19 protein-coding genes and 2 tRNA genes are annotated in these 22,879 nt (G+C 69.4%); 4 read left to right on the top strand and 17 right to left on the bottom strand.

The window, feature by feature from the left end:
- Positions 1-35: 35 nt before the first annotated feature.
- From rodA to ACZ6D7_RS01425, 9 genes are all read right to left on the bottom strand, one after another.
- A complete protein-coding gene (gene rodA / locus ACZ6D7_RS01385; RefSeq protein WP_469482126.1) occupies positions 36-1,235 on the bottom strand; it encodes a rod shape-determining protein RodA in 1,200 nt (399 codons plus the stop codon).
- Entirely contained in the window at positions 1,232-3,484 is a 2,253-nt protein-coding gene (mrdA, locus tag ACZ6D7_RS01390; protein ID WP_469482128.1) for a penicillin-binding protein 2, read from the bottom strand. Before mrdA ends, rodA begins: the two co-directional genes overlap by 4 nt.
- A gap of 129 nt (positions 3,485-3,613) precedes the next feature.
- Entirely contained in the window at positions 3,614-4,285 is a 672-nt protein-coding gene (gene mreD, locus ACZ6D7_RS01395) for a rod shape-determining protein MreD (RefSeq protein ID WP_469482131.1), read from the bottom strand.
- A 15-nt stretch (positions 4,286-4,300) separates the two neighbouring features.
- Positions 4,301-5,236, bottom strand: a complete 936-nt coding sequence (gene mreC, locus ACZ6D7_RS01400; protein WP_469482133.1) for a rod shape-determining protein MreC — start codon at positions 5,234-5,236, stop codon at positions 4,301-4,303.
- Positions 5,237-5,405: 169 nt separating this feature from the next.
- Positions 5,406-6,425 carry a rod shape-determining protein gene (locus ACZ6D7_RS01405; protein WP_030779466.1) on the bottom strand — a complete coding sequence of 340 codons (1,020 nt, stop codon included), beginning with the start codon at positions 6,423-6,425 and terminating at the stop codon, positions 5,406-5,408.
- A 377-nt stretch (positions 6,426-6,802) separates the two neighbouring features.
- Positions 6,803-7,216, bottom strand: coding sequence for a nucleoside-diphosphate kinase (gene ndk / locus ACZ6D7_RS01410; protein ID WP_469482135.1), 414 nt, complete (start codon positions 7,214-7,216; stop codon positions 6,803-6,805).
- Positions 7,217-7,296: 80 nt separating this feature from the next.
- Complete coding sequence (locus ACZ6D7_RS01415; RefSeq protein WP_469482137.1) at positions 7,297-7,662, bottom strand: DUF4233 domain-containing protein; 366 nt, start codon at positions 7,660-7,662, stop codon at positions 7,297-7,299.
- Between the two features lie 10 nt (positions 7,663-7,672).
- Complete coding sequence (gene folC / locus ACZ6D7_RS01420) at positions 7,673-9,175, bottom strand: bifunctional tetrahydrofolate synthase/dihydrofolate synthase (protein WP_469482139.1); 1,503 nt, start codon at positions 9,173-9,175, stop codon at positions 7,673-7,675.
- Between the two features lie 90 nt (positions 9,176-9,265).
- Positions 9,266-11,890, bottom strand: a complete 2,625-nt coding sequence (locus tag ACZ6D7_RS01425) for a valine--tRNA ligase (RefSeq protein ID WP_469482141.1) — start codon at positions 11,888-11,890, stop codon at positions 9,266-9,268.
- 136 nt (positions 11,891-12,026) lie between these two features.
- Here ACZ6D7_RS01425 and ACZ6D7_RS01430 point away from each other — a divergent pair, with 136 nt between their 5' ends.
- Positions 12,027-13,010, top strand: coding sequence for a hypothetical protein (locus ACZ6D7_RS01430; RefSeq protein WP_469482143.1), 984 nt, complete (start codon positions 12,027-12,029; stop codon positions 13,008-13,010).
- 240 nt (positions 13,011-13,250) lie between these two features.
- The gene (locus ACZ6D7_RS01435; RefSeq protein WP_469482145.1) at positions 13,251-13,553 is read left to right on the top strand and encodes a hypothetical protein; all 303 of its coding nucleotides are present in this window, start codon (positions 13,251-13,253) and stop codon (positions 13,551-13,553) included.
- A gap of 137 nt (positions 13,554-13,690) precedes the next feature.
- Here ACZ6D7_RS01435 and clpX read toward each other — a convergent pair whose 3' ends face one another.
- The 5 genes from clpX to ACZ6D7_RS01460 all read right to left on the bottom strand — a co-directional run bounded on the left by clpX (position 13,691) and on the right by ACZ6D7_RS01460 (position 19,069).
- Positions 13,691-14,980, bottom strand: coding sequence for an ATP-dependent Clp protease ATP-binding subunit ClpX (gene clpX / locus ACZ6D7_RS01440; protein ID WP_469482147.1), 1,290 nt, complete (start codon positions 14,978-14,980; stop codon positions 13,691-13,693).
- A gap of 180 nt (positions 14,981-15,160) precedes the next feature.
- On the bottom strand, positions 15,161-15,841 hold the full coding sequence (locus ACZ6D7_RS01445; RefSeq protein ID WP_175524988.1) for an ATP-dependent Clp protease proteolytic subunit: 681 nt from the start codon (positions 15,839-15,841) through the stop codon (positions 15,161-15,163).
- A gap of 701 nt (positions 15,842-16,542) precedes the next feature.
- Positions 16,543-17,151 carry an ATP-dependent Clp protease proteolytic subunit gene (locus tag ACZ6D7_RS01450; RefSeq protein WP_469482984.1) on the bottom strand — a complete coding sequence of 203 codons (609 nt, stop codon included), beginning with the start codon at positions 17,149-17,151 and terminating at the stop codon, positions 16,543-16,545.
- A 232-nt stretch (positions 17,152-17,383) separates the two neighbouring features.
- A complete protein-coding gene (gene tig / locus ACZ6D7_RS01455) occupies positions 17,384-18,799 on the bottom strand; it encodes a trigger factor (RefSeq protein WP_469482150.1) in 1,416 nt (471 codons plus the stop codon).
- 193 nt (positions 18,800-18,992) lie between these two features.
- Positions 18,993-19,069, bottom strand: a tRNA-Pro gene (locus ACZ6D7_RS01460).
- A 175-nt stretch (positions 19,070-19,244) separates the two neighbouring features.
- On the opposite strand from ACZ6D7_RS01460, the gene ACZ6D7_RS01465 reads away from it, so the two are divergent.
- Positions 19,245-19,318 (top strand) — tRNA-Gly (locus tag ACZ6D7_RS01465).
- Between the two features lie 106 nt (positions 19,319-19,424).
- Here ACZ6D7_RS01465 and ACZ6D7_RS01470 read toward each other — a convergent pair.
- Positions 19,425-19,619, bottom strand: a complete 195-nt coding sequence (locus ACZ6D7_RS01470) for a hypothetical protein (RefSeq protein WP_469482152.1) — start codon at positions 19,617-19,619, stop codon at positions 19,425-19,427.
- A gap of 410 nt (positions 19,620-20,029) precedes the next feature.
- Between ACZ6D7_RS01470 and ACZ6D7_RS01475 the strand changes: the two genes are divergently transcribed.
- A complete protein-coding gene (locus tag ACZ6D7_RS01475; protein WP_469482154.1) occupies positions 20,030-21,223 on the top strand; it encodes an acyltransferase family protein in 1,194 nt (397 codons plus the stop codon).
- A 2-nt stretch (positions 21,224-21,225) separates the two neighbouring features.
- Here ACZ6D7_RS01475 and ACZ6D7_RS01480 read toward each other — a convergent pair whose 3' ends face one another.
- Together ACZ6D7_RS01480 and ACZ6D7_RS01485 are read right to left on the bottom strand one after the other, a co-directional pair.
- Positions 21,226-21,678: an HD domain-containing protein gene (locus ACZ6D7_RS01480; RefSeq protein WP_469482155.1), complete on the bottom strand. Its 453-nt coding sequence runs from the start codon at positions 21,676-21,678 to the stop codon at positions 21,226-21,228.
- A 13-nt stretch (positions 21,679-21,691) separates the two neighbouring features.
- Positions 21,692-22,876, bottom strand: a complete 1,185-nt coding sequence (locus ACZ6D7_RS01485) for a SpoIIE family protein phosphatase (protein ID WP_469482157.1) — start codon at positions 22,874-22,876, stop codon at positions 21,692-21,694.
- Positions 22,877-22,879: the final 3 nt, after the last annotated feature.

Genomic DNA, 22,879 nt, shown 5'->3' on the forward strand with positions numbered 1-22,879 from the left:
CCAAGCTCTCTGTTCGCGCTCTCTGCTGACGCTTCCTACGCCGACATCGGCCGCTGCACCCGGATGGACTGCAACAGGCCCACGGCCACCCACACCGCGAACATCGACGAGCCGCCGTACGACACGAACGGCAGCGGAAGGCCGGTCACCGGCATGATGCCGAGGGTCATGCCGATGTTCTCGAACGACTGGAACGCGAACCACGCCACGATCCCGGCGGCCACGATCGTGCCGTACAGCTCGGTCGTCTCGCGGGCGATGCGGCAGGCGCGCCACAGGACCACGCCGAGCAGCAGGACGATCAGTCCCGCGCCGACGAAGCCCAGCTCCTCGCCCGCGACCGTGAACACGAAGTCCGTCTGCTGCTCGGGGACGAACTGGCCGGTGGTCTGCGAGCCGTGGAACAGGCCCGCGCCGGTCAGTCCGCCGGAGCCGATCGCGATGCGCGCCTGGTTGGTGTTGTAGCCGACGCCCGCCGGGTCGAGGCTCGGGTTGGCGAAGGCGGCGAACCGGGCGATCTGGTACTCGTCCAGGATGTGCAGCTGCCAGACGGTGATCGCGCCGGCCGCGCCCGCGCCGAGCAGCCCGAAGATCCAGCGGTTGGAGGCGCCGGAGGCCAGCAGCACGCCCAGCACGATCATCACCATGACCATGACCGACCCGAGGTCGGGCATGAGCATCACGACCAGCATGGGGACCGCCGCCAGGCCGAGCGCCTGGACGACCGTGCGGTGGTCGGGGTACGGCTTGTCCCCCGCGTCGACCCGGGCGGCCAGGAGCATCGCCATGCCCAGGATGATCGTGATCTTCACGAACTCCGAGGGCTGGAGCGAGAAGCCGCCGCCCAGCACGATCCAGGAGTGCGCGCCGTTGACCGTGGAGCCCAGCGGCGTCAGCACCAGCAGGATCAGCAGCACCGACAGGCCGTAGAGGAACGGGACCGCGTTGCGCAGGGTGCGGTGGCCGAGCCAGACCGTGCCGATCATCAGGGCGACGCCGATGCCGGTGTTCATCAGGTGCCGGATCAGGAAGTAGTACGGGTCGCCCTGGTTGATCTCGGTGCGGTTGCGGGTCGCCGAGAAGACCAGCAGCGAGCCGATCAGCGACAGGGCGACGGCCGACAGGAGTATCGGCCAGTCCAGCCGCCGGGCCAGCGAGTCACGGGCGAAGACCCGGGTCCAGCCGGCCCGCTCGGGCCCGTATCCGGAGACGGAGAAGCTGTTCGCGCCGCTCATGTGCACATCCTCCGGCTTCCCCGCCTCCGCCGTCGCCTGCGGGTGTCACGGTTGCTGGTGCCGGTCTGCTGGACGGTGCCGGCCGGCTGCGACTCGTCCGGCTCGGGGGCGCCCTCCTGGCTCAGGCGCTGCTCCTTGGCCGGGTCCTTGGCGACCTTCGGGGACTTGATCGTGCCGTCCGTGCGGACCTTCGGCAGGTCCTTCTGCGGGGTCGGCAGCAGGGCGTTCTTCTTGTCGATCGCGCCGTCGTCGGAGACGCCGTACAACGCGTCGTATATGTTGCGCACGGCCGGGCCGGAGGCGCCGGAGCCCGTACCACCCTGGGAGATCGTCATCACGATCGCGTAGTCCTTGGTGTACGTGGCGAACCAGGACGTCGTCTGCTTGCCGTAGACCTCGGCGGTACCCGTCTTGGCGTGCATCGCGATCTTGTCCTGCGGCCAGCCGACCTGGGCGAAACGCCAGGCGGCGGTACCGCGGGTGGCGACGCCCGCGAGGGCCTCGTCCATCTGGGCCAGCGTCTGCTTGCTGACGGGCAGTTTGCCGTGCGCCTTCGGCTCGATCTCCTGGACGGTCCTGCCGTCGGCGCTGACGATCGCCTTGCCGACCGTCGGGTCGTACAGGGTGCCGCCGTTGGAGATGGCCGCGTAGATCGTGGCCATCTGGATCGGGGTCACGAGGGTGTCGCCCTGGCCGATGGAGTAGTTGATCTCGTCACCGGCGCGCATCTTGTTGCCTTCGAGGCAGTTCTCGTACGCGATCTTCTCGACGTAACTGCCGTCCTTCTTGCCGGACTTGCACCAGGCGTCCTTGTTGGCCTGCCAGTACGACTGCTTCCACTGGCGGTCGGGGACGCGGCCGGTGACCTCGTTGGGCAGGTCGATGCCGGTCTCCGCGCCGAGACCGAACTGGTGGGCGGTCTTGTAGAAGTAGTCGTTGGGCTTCTTCTTCGGGTCGATGCCGCCGTCCTTCTGCCACTCGCGGTGCGCGAGTCCGTAGTAGACGGTGTCGCAGGAGACCTCCAGGGCGCGGCCGAGGCTGATCGGGCCGTGGTTCTGGGACTCGAAGTTCTTGAAGACCTGGCCGCCGACCGAGTACGAGCTGGAGCAGTTGTAGCGGCCGTCGAAGTCGTAGCCGGCCTGGACCGCGGCGGCCGTCGAGACCACCTTGAACACGGAGCCGGGCGCCGCCTGCCCCTGTATGGCCCTGTTGAGCAGCGGGTAGTTGGAGGACTTGCCGGTGAGCCGCGTGTAGTCCTTGGCGGAGATGCCGCCGACCCAGGCGTTGGGGTCGTAGGTCGGGTTGGACGCCATGGCGACGATCCGGCCCGTCTTCGCCTCCATCACGACGACGGCGCCGGAGTCGGCCTTGTACTTCTCCTGGGTGTTGCGGTCCCACTGCTTGCGGGCTTCTTTCATCGCCTCGTTCAGCTCGTACTCGGCGACGCGCTGGACGCGGGAGTCGATGCTGGTGACGAGGTTGGAGCCGGGCTCGGCCGCGTCCGCCTCGGCCTGGCCGATGACCCGGCCGAGGTTGTCGACCTCGTAGCGGGTGACGCCGGCCTTGCCGCGCAGCTCCTTGTCGTACTCCCGCTCCAGGCCGGAGCGGCCGACCTGGTCGGAGCGCAGGAAGGGCGAGTCGGTGTCCTGGGCCTTGGTGATCTCCTCGTCGGTGACCGGGGAGAGGTAGCCGAGGACCTGGGCGGTGTTGGACTTGCCGGGGGCCGGGTAGCGGCGGACGGCCTCCGGCTCGGCGGTGATGCCGGGGAAGTCCTCGGCGCGCTCACGGATCTGGAGGGCCTGCTTGGCGGTGGCCTCGTCGGTGATGGGGATCGGCTGGTAGGGCGAGCCGTTCCAGCAGGGCTGGGGGGTCTCGGCGTCGCACAGGCGGACCTTCTGCCTGACCTCCTCGGGGTCCATGCCGAGGACGCCCGCGAGCTTGGTCAGTACCGCCTTGCCGTCGTCCTTCTGCTTCAGCAGCTCGGTGCGGGAGGCGGAGACCACCAGGCGCGTCTCGTTGTCCGCGAGGGCGACCCCGCGCGCGTCCAGGATGGAGCCGCGGACGGCGGGCTCGACGACCTGCTGGACGTGGTTGCCGGAGGCCTCCTTGGCGTACTCCGCGCCCTCGCGGATCTGGAGGTACCACAGGCGTCCGCCGAGGGTGCCGAGGAGGGAGAGGACAAGGATCTGGATCACGACGAGCCGGGTCTGGACCCGTGGGGTCCGTCCGGTCTCCGGAATGTTAGTCATGGGCGAAGCCCATTCCTTCAAGGGTGGTGGTGGGAGACGGGTGGGCATTGGTCACTGGTGCTGCCTCCCCCTCTCAGAACTGTGCAGGTGTCATATCCGACGGACCTGTGAGGCCCGGCCACGGTGTGGTCACAGCCGCTTGACCCCCTTGATGCGACCGGCCCGGGCCACCCGGGCCTTGGTGACCTTCATCTTCAGTCCGCCGCGCTGGCCGCCGATCCGCAGCCCGGTACCGGAGGAGAGCCAGCCGGAGGAGAGGTCCGAGGCCTTGCCCGCGGAGCCGCTCTCGCCGAGCGGGTCGTTCTCGGCGCGCCGGGCCAGGAACATCACCCCGGGGACGATGAACGGGGCGAGCAGCAGGTCGTACAGGGCGGCCGTGAACAGCAGGCCGGTCAGGCCGACATGGCGGGCCGCGGTGTCGCCGACCAGGGCGCCCACGCCCGCGTAGAGCAGGGTGGAGCCGATCGCGGCGCCGACCACGACCAGCATCGGGCCGGTGGCCGACTTGATCTGCCCGTTCTCCGGCTTGATCAGTCCGGCGAGGTAGCCGATCACGCACAGCACCAGCGCGTAGCGGCCGGCCGCGTGGTCGGCGGGCGGGGCGAGGTCGGCGAGGAGACCGGCGCCGAAGCCGATGAGGGCGCCGCCGACATGGCCGTAGACCATGGCGAGGCCCAGGACCGTGAGCAGCAGGAGGTCGGGGACGGCGCCGGGCAGATGGAGACGGGCGAGGACGCTCACCTGGATCACCAAGGCGACGACGACCAACGGGACGGAGAGCAGGATCCGGTTGACGCGCATGGGGTGTGTCAGCTCCTACTGCTGCTCTTGCTGCTGGCCGTCGGCGTTCGGGGTCACCGTGACGGTGACCGTCGGGGTGGGCACCGGCTTGGGCTTGGCCGGCAGCACGGTGTCGCGCGGGTCCTTCTTCGGCGCCTGGACGACCACACCGACGACGTCGAGCTGGGTGAAGCTGACGTACGGCGTGACGTAGAGGGTGCGGGTGAGGTCGCCGCCGGAGGGGTCGACCCGGGAGACCACGCCCACGGGAACGCCCGGTACGAAGGGCCGGTCGGCCTGCGAGCCGAAGGTGACCAGCCGGTCTCCCTTCTTCACGTCCGCCTTGCCGTTGAGCAGTTCGACCCGCAGGGGCTGGTCGCCCTGCCCGGAGGCGAAGCCCAGTTCGTCGGAGGCTTCCATCCGGGTGCCGACGGTGAAGTCGGGGTCGTTGGCGAGCAGTACGGTCGCGGTGTTCGGGCCGACGGTGGTGACCCGCCCGACCAGCCCGTCCCCGTTGAGGACCGTCATGTCGCGGGTGACGCCGTCGCGGGCGCCGACGTCGATGGTGATCGTCCAGGAGAAGCCCTGGGCCGCGCCTATCGCGATGACCTCCGCGCCCTTGATGCCGTACTGGCCGGCGCCCGCGACCTTCAGCATCTTGTCGAGCTGGGCGAGGCGGCTGCGGTTGCGGTCGTCGCTGCCGAGCTTCGCCTTGAGGGCCGCGTTCTCCGTCTCCAGTTCGGCGAGCCGGTCGTGGCGCTCGTTGGAGTCACGGACGGCGGAGACGGCGTTGCCGACGGGGTTCACCGCCGACGACACGCCGTCCTCGATCGGGCCGAAGACCGCGGCCGCGGCCTGCCGGGCACCGTCGACCGGGGAGTCCTCACCGCCCCGGATGTCGACCGTGATCAGCGCGAACGCGACGGCGACCAGCAGCACCAGGAGCAGCCGGCTCTCTCGTGTGTCCCTCACGTGCGGCGGCCGTGCCCTTCCTCGATAGGAAATCAGGAACCAGGATTCAGGAATTCGGGTAGCCCCTGGCCGGAACGGCCAAGGGCGCTGTGTCGGAGCCTATGCCTCGATATCAACGATCCGCCGCACGAGGAGAGATCATCTCGTACGGCGGAATCGAAGCGTTACGTCATCTGCGGGGCGCGGCGTCCAGGACCTGCTGGAGCGCCTCGAACTCCTCGACACACTTGCCGGAGCCGAGCGCCACGCTGTCCAGCGGGTCCTCGGCGATGTGGATGGGCATGCCGGTCTCCCGGCGAAGCCGCTCGTCCAGACCGCGCAGCAGCGCTCCGCCGCCGGTCAGAACGATTCCGCGGTCCATGATGTCGCCGGACAGCTCCGGCGGACACTTGTCGAGGGTGGTCTTCACGGCGTCGACGATCGCGTTGACCGGTTCCTCGATCGCCTTGCGCACCTCGGCGGCCGAGATCACGACGGTCTTGGGCAGCCCGGAGACGAGGTCCCGGCCGCGGATTTCGGTGTGCTCGTCGGAGTCGAGGTCGTACGCCGAGCCGATGGTGATCTTGATCTGCTCGGCCGTCCGCTCACCGAGAAGAAGGCTGTACTCCTTCTTGATGTGCTGGATGATCGCGTTGTCCAGTTCGTCGCCCGCGACGCGGATGGACTGCGCGGTGACGATGCCGCCGAGCGAGATGACCGCGACCTCCGTGGTGCCGCCGCCGATGTCCACGACCATGTTGCCCGTGGCCTCGTGGACCGGCAGGCCGGAGCCGATGGCCGCGGCCATGGGCTCCTCGATGATGTGCACCTGACGGGCGCCGGCCTGGGTCGACGCCTCGATGACGGCACGGCGCTCGACGCCGGTGATGCCCGAGGGCACACAGACGACGACCCGCGGCCGGGCGAGATACCGCCGCTTGTGGATCTTCAGAATGAAGTAGCGGAGCATCCGCTCGGTGATCTCGAAGTCGGCGATGACGCCGTCCTTCAGCGGACGCACGGCGACGATGTTGCCCGGCGTCCGCCCGATCATCTTCTTCGCCTCCGCGCCGACCGCGAGGATGCCACCGGTGTTGGTGTTGATCGCGACGACGGACGGCTCGTTGAGTACGATCCCGCGACCCCTGACGTACACCAGCGTGTTGGCGGTCCCGAGGTCGACAGCCATGTCACGGCCGATGAACGACATTGAGTTCCCCATCAGGATTCGACTGGCCTTCCCATGAGCTTGAGGGCTTTTCAGGTCGGCGAGGTGGGTGCTGTGACGTGAAGGGTTCCATCGTAGACGCGCCTTCCCGAACACTGCGCGAGGGTCTTCGCCATTGTCAGCATGCGCTGGGCCGCCCCGCTTCTGCAGACGGTCCATCGGGGGCACACGTTCCCCCGATCGGCACGCATATGCCGAGGGACGGCCGAAAAGGTACGGCCGCCCCAGGTCAGACGGAGGAGCGAGCTGACAGGCACTCAGAACTTTCCACGAAAGATTCTCGGAGGCCTCGGCGGGAGGCCGACCCCGACGTGCTCAGCGGCTCAACCCCCGGACAGGCCCTCAGGGCCTGAACGGTCCTACGCGCGGCCCGGGAAGAAGATCTTCACCTCGCGCTCGGCGGACTCCTCGGAGTCGGAGGCGTGGATCAGGTTCTCCCGGACGATGACGCCGAAGTCACCGCGGATCGAGCCCGGCGCGGCGGCGATCGGGTCGGTCGGGCCGGCGAGGGCGCGCAGGCCCTCGATGACCCGCTCGCCCTCGACGATCAGCGCCACGACCGGACCGGAGGCCATGAACTCCACCAGCGGCTCGTAGAACGGCTTGCCCTTGTGCTCGCCGTAGTGCTGCTCCAGCGTGTCCTGGTCCAAGGTGCGCAGCTCCAGCGCGGTGATCTGCCAGCCCGCCTTGCGCTCGATACGGCTGATGATCTCGCCGGTCAGGCCACGACGGACGGCGTCGGGCTTGAGCAGGACGAGGGTGCGCTGGCTCACGAGGGGCTCCTTACGACTGCGGGTGTGCACTACTGCCGGGGTGCGGTGGGACGAGATTACAGGGCGTGTCCGCGCCCCTGTCACACAGCGTCAGCGGTATCCGCGGAGGAGGCTTCGGCCTGTGCGGCGAAGCGGGCCTTCGCCTCGTCGATCTTCCGGCCGTAGTGCACCGACGCCCACCACAGGGCGCCGAAGAGCACGCCCAGGACGAACATCATGGGGACGACGAAGCCGGCGGCGACCAGGGCGACCTGGAGCGCCCAGCCGAGGGTCACGCCCGCGGGCCGGGTGACCACACCGCACAGCAGCACACAGAAGAACATCGCGACCCCGCACACCGTCCACACCGTGGACATGGCCAGGTCGGGGTCCTTCATGGCGACCAGTCCGGCGAAGCCGATGATGAAGAACTCGCCGATCAGGGTCGAGGAGCAGAGCGTACGCATGTCTGGGGCCTCAGCCCTTCCCGAGGAGCAGTCGGGCCTCGCCGACCGTGATGACGGAACCGGTGACCAGCACACCGCCGCCGGTGAACTCGCCCTCCTCCTCGGCGAGCGTGATCGCCGCGTCCAGAGCGTCGGGCAGCCGCGGCTCGACCTGGACCCGCTCGTCGCCGAACACCTCGACGGCGATCGCGGCCAGCTCGTCCGCGTCCATCGCGCGATGGCTGGAGTTCTGGGTGACGACGATCTCCGCGAAGATCGGCTCGAAGGCCTCCAGCAGCCCTCGTACGTTCTTGTCGCCGCTCGCGCCGACGACCCCGATCAGCCGGCTGAAGTCGAAGGCCTCGCCCACCGCCTCGGCGGTGACCCGGGCGCCCGCCGGGTTGTGGGCGGCGTCCAGCACGATCGTCGGCGAGCGGCGCACGACCTCCAGCCGGCCCGGCGAGGACACGGCGGCGAACGCCTTGCGGACGGTGTCGATGTCGAGCGGCTCGGCCCGCTGGGCGCCCACGCCGAAGAACGCCTCGACGGCGGCGAGCGCGACGGCCGCGTTGTGCGCCTGGTGGGCGCCGTGCAGCGGGAGGTACACCTCGGGGTACTCGCCGCCCAGCCCGCGCAGGGTCATCAGCTGGCCGCCGACGGCGACCTGCCGGGCCACGACGCCGAACTCCAGGCCCTCGCGGGCCACGGTCGCGTCGACCTCGACGGCCTTCTTCAGCAGCACCTGCGCCGCGTCCACCGGCTGCTGGGCCAGGATGACCGTCGCGTCCTGCTTGATGACGCCGCCCTTCTCGCCCGCGATCTCGGCCGGGGTCTCCCCCAGCCGGTCGGTGTGGTCGAGGTCGATGGGCGTGACCACGGCGACATCGCCGTCGATGACGTTGGTGGCGTCCCAGGAGCCGCCCATCCCCACTTCCACGACCGCCACGTCGACGGGGGCGTCCGCGAACGCGGCGTACGCCATGCCCGTGAGCACCTCGAAGAAGGACAGCCGGTACTCCTGCTGGGCGTCGACCATCTCGACGTACGGCTTGATGTCCTGGTAGGTCTCGATGAAGCGCTCGGCGGAGATCGAGGCGCCGTCCAGGCTGATCCGCTCGGTGATCGACTGGACGTGCGGGCTCGTGTAGCGCCCGGTGCGCAGCTCGAAGGCGCCGAGGAGGGCCTCGATCATGCGGGCCGTGGACGTCTTGCCGTTCGTCCCCGTGATGTGGATCGAGGGGTACGACCGCTGCGGCTCGCCCAGGACGTCCATCAGCGCGGCGATCCGGCCGACGGAGGGCTCCAGCTTGGTCTCGCCCCAACGGGTGGCCAGCTCCGTCTCGACCTCGCGCAGGGCCTTGTCGACCTCGGGGTCCTCGGGACGCGTGGGGACGTCCGCGCTCGGCGCGGCGCCCTGGGAGCGCAGGGTGCGGCTGCCGGCCTCGATGACGGCGAGATCGGGGTCTCGGTCCGTCTCGGCCTCGATGATCTCGTCGAAGGGGTCGTGGTTGCCGTTCTGGGGGAACTCGGTCACGGGGCCAGTCTACGGAGCCGCACCGACAGACAGAGGCAAAGGCCCCCGGAACCGTCCTGGTCCCGGGGGCCTTCCGCGTTCTACCGGCCGCTACGCCTGCGGCAGGCGCTCCAGCTGGGCCTCGATGCGGGCGATGTCCTCGTCCGCCTTGGCGAGCCGGCCGCGGATGCCCTCCACGACGTTGTCCGGGGCCTTCGCGAGGAACGCCTCGTTGCCGAGCTTGGCCTGAGCCTGCTGGCGCTCCTTCTGCGCGGCCGCGAGGTCCTTCGCGAGGCGCTTGCGCTCGGCGGCCACGTCGATCGTGCCGGACAGGTCCAGCGCGACCGTGGCGCCCGCGACCGGCAGGGACGCCGTGGCGGAGAAGGCCTCGCCCTCCGGCTGGAGGCGGAGCAGCTGGCGGATGGCCGCCTCGTGCGCCGCGAACGGCGTGCCGTCCAGGTCCAGACGGGCCGGGACCCGCTGGCCGGGCTGGAGGCCCTGGTCGGCGCGGAACCGGCGGACCTCGGTGATCACCGACTGGAGGCTCTCGATCTCCCGCTCGGCGCTCGTGTCCCGGAAGCCCGAGTCCGTCGGCCACTCGGCGACGACGACCGACTCGCCGCCGGTCAGCGTGGTCCACAGGGTCTCGGTGACGAACGGGACGACCGGGTGCAGCAGCTTCAGCGTGACGTCGAGGACCTCGCCCAGGACCCGCTTGCTGACCTCGGCCGGCGCGCCGCCCGCCTGGAACGTGGTCTTGGACAGCTCGACGTACCAGTCGAAGACCTCGTCCCACGCGAAGTGGAACAGCGCGTCGGAGAGCTTCGCGAACTGGAAGTCCTCGTAGAGCGCGTCGACTTCGGCGACCGTGGCGTTGAGGCGGGAGAGGATCCAGCGGTCGGTCGCCGACATCTCGGCGGCGTCCGGCAGCGGGCCCTCGACCGTGGCGCCGTTCATCAGCGCGAAGCGGGTGGCGTTCCAGATCTTGTTGGCGAAGTTGCGGGAGCCCTGGACCCAGTCCTCGCCGATCGGGACGTCGACGCCCGGGTTGGCGCCGCGCGCGAGGGTGAAGCGGAGCGCGTCGGAGCCGTACTTGTCCATCCAGTCCAGCGGGTTGACCGCGTTGCCGAAGGACTTCGACATCTTCTTGCCGAACTGGTCGCGGACCATGCCGTGCAGGGCGATGGTGTGGAACGGCGGGGTGCCGTCCATCGCGTACAGGCCGAACATCATCATCCGGGCGACCCAGAAGAAGAGGATGTCGTAGCCGGTGACCAGGACGGAGTTCGGGTAGAACTTCGCGAGCGACTCGGTCTGTTCGGGCCAGCCGAGCGTGGAGAACGGCCACAGGCCGGAGGAGAACCAGGTGTCGAGGACGTCGGTGTCCTGACGCCAGCCCTCGCCGGTCGGGGCCTCGTCGTCGGGGCCGACGCAGACGACCTCACCGTTCGGGCCGTACCAGACCGGGATGCGGTGGCCCCACCACAACTGCCGCGAGATGCACCAGTCGTGGAGGTTGTCGACCCAGTCGAAGTACCGCTTCTCCATCTCCTGCGGGTGGATCTTGACGCGGCCGTCGCGGACCGCGTCACCGGCGGCCTTCGCCAGCGGGCCGACCTTGACCCACCACTGCATCGACAGGCGCGGCTCGATGGTGGTCTTGCAGCGCGAGCAGTGGCCGACGGAGTGGACGTACGGGCGCTTCTCGGCGACGATCCGGCCCTCGGCGCGCAGCGCGGCGACGATCGCGGAGCGGGCCTCCAGGCGGTCCAGGCCCTGGAAGGGACCGTGGGCCGTGATGACCGCGTGCTCGTCCATGATGGTCAGGGACGGCAGGTTGTGGCGCTGGCCGATCTCGAAGTCGTTCGGGTCGTGGGCCGGGGTGACCTTGACGGCGCCCGTGCCGAACTCCGGGTCGACGTGGGTGTCGGCGACGACCGGGATGAAGCGTTCGGTCAGCGGGAGGCGGATCTCCTTGCCGACCAGGTGGCGGTAGCGCTCGTCGTCGGGGTGGACGGCGACGGCGGTGTCACCGAGCATCGTCTCGGCGCGGGTGGTGGCGACGACGATGGTGTCGTCCCCTTCGCCGTACTTCATCGAGACGAGCTCGCCGTCGTCGTCCTGGTACTCCACCTCGATGTCCGAGATGGCGGTCAGACAGCGCGGGCACCAGTTGATGATGCGCTCGGCGCGGTAGATCAGCTCGTCGTCGTAGAGCCGCTTGAAGATGGTCTGGACGGCCTGGGAGAGCCCCTCGTCCATGGTGAAGCGCTCGCGGGACCACGCGACGCCGTCGCCGAGGCGGCGCATCTGGCCGCTGATCTGGCCGCCGGACTCGCCCTTCCACTGCCAGACACGCTCGACGAACGCCTCGCGGCCCAGGTCGTGGCGGGACTTGCCCTCCTTGCCCAGCTCGCGCTCGACGACGTTCTGCGTGGCGATACCGGCGTGGTCCATGCCGGGCTGCCACAGCGTCTCGTACCCCTGCATGCGCTTGCGGCGGGTCAGGGCGTCGATGAGCGTGTGCTCGAAGGCGTGCCCGAGGTGCAGGCTGCCCGTGACGTTCGGCGGCGGGATGACGACGGTGTACGGAGGCTTGTCGCTCTTGGCGTCGGCCTCGAAGTAACCGCGCTCTACCCAGCGCTCGTACAGCGGCCCCTCTACATCGGCCGGCGCGTACTGGGTCGGCAGTTCGGTGTGGGGCGCTGATGGCTGCTGCTGAGCGTTCTCGGTCACGGAGCCAGTTTAGGGGTGTCACGGCGCCGTCCCGAAACGTGTTTGCTCTGTAACGGTGGGGGCCCCGCCGCTCTCCGGGTGTTGCCTTTGAGCCAGGATGTGAAAATCACATAAGCATCTGGAGGGGAACCCAGAGATGAGTCACAACCAGCCGGGCCCGTACGGCGGTCAGCCCCAGCAGCCCGGACCGTACGGCCAGCCCGGCCCGTACGGCCAGCAGCCGCAGGCCCCGCAGCCCGGCTACGGCTACCCCCAGCAGCCCCCGGCCCCCCAACCCGGCTACGGCTACCCGGGCCAGCCCCCGCAGGGCGTCCCGCCGCAGACCCCGCCCTACGGCCAGCAGCCGCCGTACGGCCAGGCCCCCTACGGTCAGCCTCCCTACGGCGTCCCGCAGCCCCCGGCACCGAGCAGTGGCGGCAAGAAGGTGGGCATCATCATCGGCGCGGTCGCGGTCGTCGCCGCGATCGGCGTGGGCGCGTACCTCGTGCTCGGCGGAAGCGGCGGCGGCGGCCTGGAGGACGACGGCGCGCACAAGCTGGACACCCCGGCGACCGTGATCACCGAGTACAAGCAGGTCGGCAAAGGCGCCGAGAGCGGCGACTCGGACACCACCCAGTATCTGACGGCCAGCGGCGTCAAGGGCGGTAAGGCGGTCGTCGGGCAATGGTCGACAGCCGACTTCGGCGACTACGACCCGGAGAACCCCGACGCCGCCGACCTGCCCGACGAGGCGGAGCTGCTCACCGCCAAGGGCATCACGATGCTGGGCGGTTACGGCGAGATCGCGGACCCCAAGACGGCCCTGGACAGGTACTTCGCTGCCATCCAGAAGGAACTCGAGGACAGCAACTCCTCCAGCTCGTCGAGCAGCACCCAGGGCAAGACCGAGCTGATCGGCCAGCCCGAGGAGGCCGACATCGACGGCGCGCTCATGAAATGCCAGTCGGCGAAGAGCACCAACTCGCTGACCAAGAAGGAGTCGACCGACTGGTTCTGCGTCTGGTCCGACTACAGCACGATCGCCATGGTGTCCCCGGGCGACAACACGAAGAACATCACCAAGGACGCGGCTATCGACATCACCACGAAGCTGCGCGAGGAAGTCCGGGTCAAGGCCTGACCCCGCGACCGCCAAGGGGCTCCGATCGCTCGACCGGGGCCCTTTCGCATGCGTACGACGGAGACGGCCGCGCCGTCGTCGGCGGAAGTCGGTGACCGCAGCGACACGGCATCTGGACTCTCCCGAAGGACATCGATGCCGGAATGCGCCAGCGGGCTCGTTCTCGGCCATGTTCTCCGGGACGCCCGAGTATCCCGTCGGTCGACTGTTAGATTCCCGTCCCGTCATGATCATGACGTCATGAGCTGTTGGACAATCGAGGAGATCTTCATGCTCAAGCGAGCAATCGCCGTCACCGGGCTCATCATCGCAGGGGCCATCGCCCCTCTGGCGATGGCGACACCCGCATCCGCCACGGTCGCACAATGTACGGGCGTCCTGCACAGCTTCGGGTACGCGGTAGGAGCCAAGTCGACCACTGCCTGTGGCTACCCGCACAGTGTCGTCTTCGGGACGTCCGTACCCCACTCCCTCTGCGTGACCAAGCTCATTGGCATCGGCGTGACCAACGCGCACGCGATAAGGGCTTGTGAGTGGGCGTAACCGCGCTCATGTGCTAGACGCAGAGGCCGCCCGCGGCACATTTGCCGGGCGGTCTCCCATTTTGCAGGCCACGAAGGGGCCCCGGTCGGTCGACCGGGGCCCCTTCGATGTCTCGTTCGGTGTGTCGGGCTGCTCGCCTATGCCGTCTTCTGCTCGCCCGGGCCGCGGCCGCCGCGGGCCTCGCGCGGGATCAGGGTCGGGTTGACGTTGGAGTGGACGACGTCGGCGGTGATGACCACACGGGCCACGTCCTTGCGGGACGGGACCTCGTACATCACCGACATCAGGACCTCCTCCATGATGGCGCGCAGGCCGCGGGCGCCGGTCTGGCGGAGGATGGCCTGGTCGGCGATGGCCTCCAGGGCCTCGCGCTCGAAGTCCAGCTCCACGCCGTCGAGTTCGAAGAGGCGCTGGTACTGCTTCACCAGCGCGTTGCGCGGCTCGATGAGGATCTGGAGCAGGGCCTCGCGGTCCAGGTTGTGCACCGAGGTGATGACCGGGAGGCGGCCGATGAACTCGGGGATCATGCCGAACTTGACCAGGTCCTCGGGCATGACGTCCTCGAACTGGTCCTTGGCCTCCAGCTCGCGCTTGGAGCGGATCGTCGCGCCGAAGCCGATGCCCTTGGCACCGGCCCGGGTCTCGATGATCTTCTCCAGACCGGCGAACGCGCCGCCCACGATGAACAGGACGTTCGTCGTGTCGATCTGGATGAACTCCTGGTGCGGGTGCTTGCGTCCGCCCTGCGGCGGGACGGAGGCCGTGGTGCCCTCCAGGATCTTCAGCAGGGCCTGCTGCACACCCTCGCCCGAGACATCACGCGTGATCGAGGGGTTCTCGCTCTTGCGGGCGACCTTGTCGATCTCGTCGATGTAGATGATCCCGGTCTCGGCCTTCTTGACGTCGTAGTCGGCGGCCTGGATCAGCTTCAGCAGGATGTTCTCGACGTCCTCGCCCACATAGCCCGCCTCCGTCAGCGCGGTGGCGTCGGCGATGGCGAACGGAACGTTCAGCATGCGCGCGAGGGTCTGGGCGAGGAGCGTCTTGCCCGAGCCCGTGGGGCCGAGCAGGAGGATGTTGGACTTCGCCAACTCGATGGCGTCCTCGCGGCTTTGACCACCGCCGTTCTCGCCGGCCTGGACGCGCTTGTAGTGGTTGTACACCGCGACCGACAGGGCCTTCTTGGCGGCCTCCTGGCCGACCACGTAGCCCTCGAGGAACTCGTAGATCTCGCGCGGCTTCGGGAGTTCCTCCCAGCGGACCTCGCTGGTCTCCGCGAGTTCTTCCTCGATGATCTCGTTGCAGAGATCGATGCACTCGTCGCAGATGTACACACCGGGCCCTGCGATGAGCTTCTTGACCTGCTTCTGGCTCTTGCCGCAGAACGAGCACTTGAGCAGATCGCCGCCGTCACCGATGCGTGCCACGGTGTGCTTCCCCTTCGCCTGGGAGACGCCTGGACACTTTCGAGTCCAGCGGCTCCTGGTGCTGCCTTATTCCGACGGTACCTTGCCGGGACCCCCGTTCGGGCCCCCCTTGGCACGGTTCACTTCCACGTGGACCGTGTCACACCGTGCCAAGGGGTACGGACGAGAGTGCCCCGCGCGTCAACGCAGAGAGTTGTTGTTCATCTTGCGGGTGGAGATGATCTGGTCGATCAGGCCGTACGAGAGCGCGTCCTCGGCCGTGAGGATCTTGTCGCGCTCGATGTCCTCGCGGATCTTCTCGATCGGCGTGGTGGAGTGCTTGGCCAGCATCTCCTCCAGCTGCGCGCGCATCCGGAGGATCTCGTTGGCGGCGATCTCCAGGTCGGAGACCTGGCCGCGGCCCGTCTCACTGTACGGCTGGTGGATCAGCACGCGCGCGTTCGGCAGCGCCATGCGCTTGCCCGGCGTACCGGCGGCGAGCAGGATCGCGGCGGCGGAGGCCGCCTGGCCCATGCAGACCGTCTGGATGTCGGGCTTCACGAACTGCATCGTGTCGTAGATCGCGGTCAGCGCCGTGAAGGAGCCGCCGGGGCTGTTGATGTAGACCGAGATGTCCCGGTCGGGGTCCATCGACTCCAGGCACAGCAGCTGTGCCATGACGTCGTTGGCGGAGGCGTCGTCGATCTGCACGCCGAGGAAGATCACGCGCTCCTCGAAGAGCTTCGCGTACGGGTCGTACTCGCGGATGCCCTGCGAGGTGCGCTCGACGAAGCGCGGGATGACGTAGCGGGACTCGGCGCGGGGGCCGGTGTACTCGGCCTCCGTACGGGCGTAGAGGCCGCTGCCGGGGAAGTCGTTCACGGTGTCTCCTGGAAAAGGGGCTGGGGCGGTGGCTGGAGGGGCTGGGCGGAGCGTTTGACGGCGGGGTCCGGACGGGTCCTTGCGAGTCCCTGCGGGGCTTTGGCCGGCTTCCGGGGCCCTCGGGTCCCGGAGGTCCGGATGCCCGAGGCCCGAAGACCTCTGCCGGGGCCTCGCGGCCTCTGCGGGGCCCTGAGACTCCGCGGGGGCCGTGCGGCCTCTGCGGGGCCTGGTGGCCGCTGCCGGGCCTCGTGAGCCCTGTGGGGCCTCCGGGGCGCTTGCGGGGGCCTGGCGGGCCCTTGCAGGTGCCGTGCGGCGGCCTCGCGGGGTTCGCGGGGTCCGGCGGGCGGGCCGTGGCGATCCTTGCGGGGCTGCGACGCCCGTCCGGGGGCGCTGCGATCCCGTCCGGGCCGCTCGGGCCCGCCGGGCCGGTGCGCCCTCTGCGGGGCTTCGCGAGCCCGCCGGGGCCGCGAGGCCCTGCGGGGCTCTCACAACCCTGCCTGACCGGTCCGACCCGCGGGGGCTGCACGGCCTTCGCGGAGCCCTACGGCCCTGCGGAGCCCTACGGCCCTACGGGGCTTGCGACCCTGCGGAGGCTTGGGACCCTGCGGGGCTTGCGGCCCCTGCCTGGTGGGCGGCCCTGCCGGAGGGGGTCGCTCGGGTCCCCGCTCGGGGACCTGTGCGGCCCTGCCGTCGTGCGTGGCTTACGCCGCCCCGGTGCCGCCGCCGCCCGGCATGCCGGCGGCCGTCGGGATGACGTCGTCGATGAGGCCGTACTCCTTGGCCTCGAACGCGTCGAACCAGCGGTCGCGGTCCGAGTCACGGGTGACCTGCTCGACCGTCTGGCCGGTGTGCTGCGAGGTCAGCTCGGCCATGCGCCTCTTGGTGTGCAGCAGCCGCTCGGCGTGGATCTTGATGTCCGAGGCCGAACCGGCCAGACCCGCGGAGGGCTGGTGGATCAGGATCTCGGCGTTCGGCAGCGCGAAGCGCTTGCCGGGGGTGCCCGCGCTGAGCAGGAACTGGCCCATCGAGGCCGCGAGGCCCATGGCGATGGTCACCACGTCGTTCTTGATGAACTGCATGGTGTCGTAGATCGCCATACCCGCCGTGATCGAACCGCCGGGGCTGTTGATGTAGAGGTAGATGTCCTTGTCCGGGTCGGCGGCAAGGAGCAGCAGCTGTGCGGTGATCTTGTTCGCGATGTCGTCGTCGACCGGCTGGCCGAGGAAGATGATCCGCTCGTTGAGCAGCCGGTTGTAGACCTGGTCGCCGAGGCCACCACCGATGGAAGGCTCGCCGGCGGCGGAGGGCATCAGATTCGTCACGTATCCACCTGCTCGTCTTACGACGGCGCCGGGCCGTCTCACGTGTACTGCCGGGGGCAACGGGGACTCCCCTGCCCTCGTATTCATGGACCCTAACGCGCGGGTCCCTTCGGGGAATCCCGGAGAGCTGGGTGTTCGCCGGGGGCGTAGCGGCCGGAACGGGGACGGGCCCCGGAACACAGGGTTCCGGGGCCCGTCGCACAAGCGTCGGAGACGAGGCTCAGGCCTCGTTCTTCTCCTCGCCGGTCTCGGCGGCCGCGTCGGCCTCCGGGGCGGCCTCGGAGGTCTCGGTGGCGGCCTCGGCGGCCTCCTCCGTCTCCTCCTCGTCGTCCAGGTCGATGACCTCGCCGTTGGTGTCCTTGACCGTGGCGGCCTCGACGACCGTGGCCAGGGCCTTGCCGCGGGCGACCTCGCCGACGAGCAGCGGAACCTGGCCGCCCTCGACGACCGCCTGGGCGAACTGGTCGGGGGACATGCCCGAGGAGGCGGCACGGCGCATGAGGTGCTCGGTGAGCTCCTCCTGGTTGACGTTCAGCTTCTCGCGCTTGACCAGCTCGTCGAGGACGAACTGGGTCTTGATGCCCTTGACCGCGGCCTCACGGGTCTCGGTGTCGAACTCCTCGGCGGTCTTGCCCTGGATCTCCAGGTACTTGTCGAGGTCGAGGCCCATCTGGCCGAGCTGGTGGTGCTCCAGGTTGTGCTTGCGGGTGTTGATCTCGTCCTCGAGCAGCTTCTCGGGGACGGGCACCTCGACCAGCTCCAGCAGCTTCTCCAGGACGCGCTCCTGGGCCTGCGTGGCCTGGTCGTACTGCTTCATGTTCTCGAGGCGCTTGCGGCTGTCCGCCTTCAGCTCGTCGAGGGTGTCGAACTCGGAGGCGAGCTGCGCGAACTCGTCGTCCAGCTCGGGCAGTTCGCGGGCGGCGACCTGGGTGACCTTGACGGTGACCTCGGCCTCCTTGCCGGCCGCCGAGCCGCCCTTCAGCTCGGAGGTGAAGGTGGCCTCGCCACCGGCCTCCAGGCCCTTCACGGCGTCGTCGATGCCGTCCAGCAGCTCGCCGGAGCCGATCGTGTAGGAGACGCCGCTGGCGACGCCGTCCTCGAGGACCTCGCCCTCGACCTTGGCCTCGAGGTCCACGGTCACGACGTCGCCGTCCTCGGCGGCGCGCTCGACCGGGGAGGTGGAGGCGAAGCGCTCACGGAGCTGCTCGACGGACTTCGCGATGTCCTCGTCGGTCACCTCGACGGCGTCGACCTCGACCTCGATGGAGGAGAAGTCCTCGGGAAGCTCCAGGGCGGGGCGGACGTCGACCTCGGCGGTGAAGTTCAGCGTCTCGCCGTCCTTCAGCTCGGTGATGTCGACCTCGGGCTGGCCGAGGACGTCGATCTCCGCCTCGTTGACCGCCTCGGTGTAGAACTTCGGAAGGGCGTCGTTGACCGCCTCCTCCAGAACCGCACCGCGGCCGAACCGCTGGTCGATGACGCGCGCCGGGATCTTGCCCTTACGGAAGCCCTTCACCGTGACCTGCTGGTTGATCTTCTTGTACGCCGCGTCGAGGCTGTCCTTGAGCTCCTCGAAGGGCACCTCGATGCTGAGCCGAACCCGAGTCGGGTTCAGGGTCTCCACGGCGCTCTTCACGGTTCGGTCTCCTTGTGGCTGACATCTTGGTGTTCGCCGGAGCCTGACAGGTCCGGTGATTCGCCGCCCGGAGGTGTTCGTGGGGCTATCAGGCCGGACACGGACACACGGGCGCGCAGCTTGCATAGTAACCGCAGCCGCCGGGCCGCCCAAAAGACGATCACCGGCCAGGCGCACAACGTGATCGCGCAGGTGGTCGGGGTGGCGGGATTTGAACCCACGGCCTTCCGCTCCCAAAGCGGACGCGCTACCAAGCTGCGCCACACCCCGTCTGGTGCGACACGTAGGGTACATGGCCACAGGCCGCCTGACCGCCGCTTTCATGGAGCGCACGGGGGCGCGAGGGCGCGGGCGGCGGCGCGGGCCGCAACGGGTGTGCGGGCGAGGGTGCCGACCCGCTACGATGCGTGCAGTGCCGCGGTCGCCCGACGCGCGGCGCACCTGTGCGGGCGTAGCTCAATGGTAGAGCCCCAGTCTTCCAAACTGGCTACGCGGGTTCGATTCCCGTCGCCCGCTCCACACGCCCGGGGCCCGGGCGGAGGTCAGCTCCTCCGCCCGGGCCTTCGGCGTTCCTCAGGAGCCGATCGGAGCTGATCAGCTTCTGATCGGACCGATCAGGAGCCGATCAGAAGCTGATCGAGTTGATCGTGTCGGCGAGCGAGTCGAGGAAGCGGTTGATCGACGGCGCCATGCCCGTGGAGGCGAGGAAGAAGCCGAACAGGATGGCGACGATGGCGGGGCCCGCCTTGATGTTCCCGCCCCGGATCAGCACCACCAGGATGATCGCCAACAGCAGCACCACTGACAGTGAAATGGCCACACTGATCACACACCCTCGGTCGGTCCGCACTCCCGGCCCGGGGACGCAGTGCTGCGCACCCCCGCCAGAGTCCATCGTGCCACCAACCCGGCCTCCCTATGCGGCCCGTGACACATCATTGCCACGGCCTCCCGCGCACCCGTACCCCGCACAGCAATTCGAAACCGTACTCCCACAGGGAATTGAGGGAGCTCGTTTCCCTCTCCACACAACACGCCCGCAGGGAATTCGAATTGTGGGCACAGGTACGACAACAGCCCATCCCCAGAGGCCGTTATGTACCTTTTAGTGTGGATGAATCGCGACATCACGGACAGCAACTTCCGTAAATCTCGGGGCACCCGCAGCCAATAGCCAGAATGACCTCGGCTGTTTTACGCATAGCCACAGACAACGCTAGGGTGCCTCAAATGTTCCACGCCGCTTCGTCTCCCGTGCCTAGTCCGCGCTCCTCCGAGAGCCAGAAAGATCAGCACCCCGAGTCCCCGGACAGACGGTCCAAGCAGCGTGACGCGTTCTTCGACAACGCGAAGTACCTGGCGATCGTGCTGGTGGCCGTGGCCCACTCCTGGGAGCCCCTAAAGGGCGACAGCCGGGTGCTCCAGGCCGCCTACATGGTCGTGTACGCGTTCCACATGCCGGCGTTCATCGTCGTCTCCGGGTTCTTCTCCCGCAGCTTCGACGCGAGCCCCGGCAAGGTCAGGCGGCTGGTGACCGGGATCGCCGTGCCGTACGTCCTCTTCGAGGTCGCCTACTCGCTCTTCAAGCGGTACGTCGACCACTCCCCCGGCCAGGAGATCAGCCTCCTGGACCCCTACTACCTGACCTGGTTCCTGGTCGCGCTGTTCCTCTGGCGGCTCACCACCCCCCTGTGGAAGATCGTCCGCCACCCGCTGCCGCTGGCCCTGGGCATCGCCGCGCTGGCCTCCGTCAGCCCGGCCATCGGCGACGACCTCGACCTCCAGCGCGTCCTTCAGTTCCTGCCGTTCTTCGTGCTCGGCCTGGGCCTGCGGCCCGAGCACTTCCGGCTGGTGCGCCGCCGCTCGGTGCGGATCGCGGCCGTGCCGGTGTTCGCCCTCGCGCTGGCCTTCGCCTGGTGGGCGGTGCCGCGGATGAACGGCGCCTGGTTCTACCACCGCGACTCCGCGCAGGAACTGGCCGCGCCCTGGTGGGCCGGGCCCGTCATGCAGCTCGCGCTGTTCGGCTGCTCCCTGGTGCTGACCGCCTGCTTCTTCTCCTGGGTCCCGGGCCGCACCCTGTGGTGCACGGCCCTCGGCGCGGGCACCCTGTACGGCTATCTGCTGCACGGCTTCCTGCTCAAGGGCGCCGACTACCGCGGCTGGTTCGACCACGCCTGGCTGCACCGGCCGCTCGGCGAGATCGCCGTCAGCGTCGCCGTGGCCGCCGCCGTGACCCTGCTGTGCACCCGGCCGGTCCAGCGGGTCTTCCGGTTCGCCATGGAGCCCCGGATGGAGTGGGCCTTCAAGCGGGACGCGGCCGAGCTGGCCCGGGAACGCGAGCGGGCGGGCAAGCGGGAGCAAGGACAGGAGCAGGAGCAGGAGCAGGGCCAGGAGCAGGGGCAGCGCGAGAAGGTCGGCGCCTGACCCTACGGAACGTCCTGCGGTGACAGACCGAGGAGTGCGCGCATCCGGGCGTACTTCTCGGTCAGCCGCGTCCGGGTCGGCCCGTCGAGGACGGCGAGGCGGGCCGGGTCCGCGTTGTGCGCCAGGTCCGCCTCCTTCACCAGCAGCGCGCCCGGGGTCGCGAGGATCCGGGCCGCGTACGCCTCCGGCGGCTCCCCGGCCCGCTTGGTGACCGCCAGGACGATCGCCTTCGTCCGGTCGCTCAGCGCGGCGTCGCGCAGCCACGCGCCGGTCAGGGCGTCGTCCTCGACGGCGTCGTGCAGCCAGGCCGCGGCGATCTGCTCGTCGTCACCGCCCCGGGACCGTACGCCCTCGGCGACCGCCCGGAGGTGCTCGGCGTAGGGGCGGCCCGCCTTGTCGGTCTGGCCCGCGTGGGCGGTGCGGGCGAGGGACTCCACCTCGGCCAGGGTGAGCATGCGGACCCGCCTCTCAGACGAGCGAGGCCGTCTGGGCCGTCGGGCCCTCGCGGCAGACCAGCAGCAGGGCGCGGTCGTCGTTGACGTCCTTGGCGACGGCCTCGATCAGATGCCAGGCGGCGCCCTGGAAGCCGCCGGCGACATAGCGGTCGGCCTCGCCGGTGAGCCGGTCGATGCCCTCGACGATGTCCCGGTCGGAGGTCTCCACCAGGCCGTCGGTGAACAGCATCAGCACGTCGCCGGGGCGCAGGGACCCCTTCACGGGGTCGAACTGCGCGCCTTCGTACACACCGAGCAGCGGGCCCTCGGCCGCCTTCTCCTCCCAGCGGCCGCTGCCCGCGCTGAGCTGGAGGCCCGGCGGGTGGCCGGCGGAGTACAGCTCGTAGTCCCCGGAGTCGAGGTCCAGGACGAGGTGGATGGAGGTCGCGAAGCCCTCGTCCCAGTCCTGGCGGAGCAGATAGCCGTTGGCGGCCGGGAGGAAGGCGTGCGGCGGCAGCGAGCCGAGCAGGCCGCCGAAGGCGCCGGACAGCAGCAGGGCACGGGAGCCCGCGTCCATGCCCTTGCCGGAGACGTCGGTGAGGACGACCTCCATGGTGCGGCCGCCGTTGGTGCGGGCCGCGACGACGAAGTCACCGGAGAACGACTGGCCCCCGGCGGGCCGCAGCGCCATCTCGCGGTGCCAGCCCGTCGGCAACTTCGGCAGCTTGCTCTGCACCCGGATCCGCTCGCGCAGGTCGAAGAGCATGGTGCCGCCGCGCCGCCAGGGCACGCCGACCCGGCTGCGGAACTGGGCGATGAGCAGACCGAAGAAACCGCATGCCGCGACCACCAGGACGACACCCGGTGTCACCCGCGACGGGCCCTCCGTGTAGGGGCCCAGCTGGACCGACTCCACGATCAGGGCGGTGGCCGCGGCGGCGTAGAGCCCGAGCAGGCTCGACGGGCGCAGCAGCAGACCGCCGGCGACGATGGGCAGGACCAGGGCGGCCGGGGAGCACCACACCGAGTTGGCGAGGGTGGTCGCGGCGATCAGCGGAACGGTGAGCAGCAGCAGGGCCAGCGCGATCCAGTCCGAGCCGTCGCCGCGGAAGTAGTCCACCGCGCTTCTGCGCACGCCGGTGCGGACCCGGTGCATCCAGTGCTTCAACCGGGCCGTCGACGTCTCGGCTTCCGCGCGCCGCTGTCGTCCTGATGCCATTAG

This window comes from Streptomyces sp. NPDC041784, assembly GCF_055591025.1.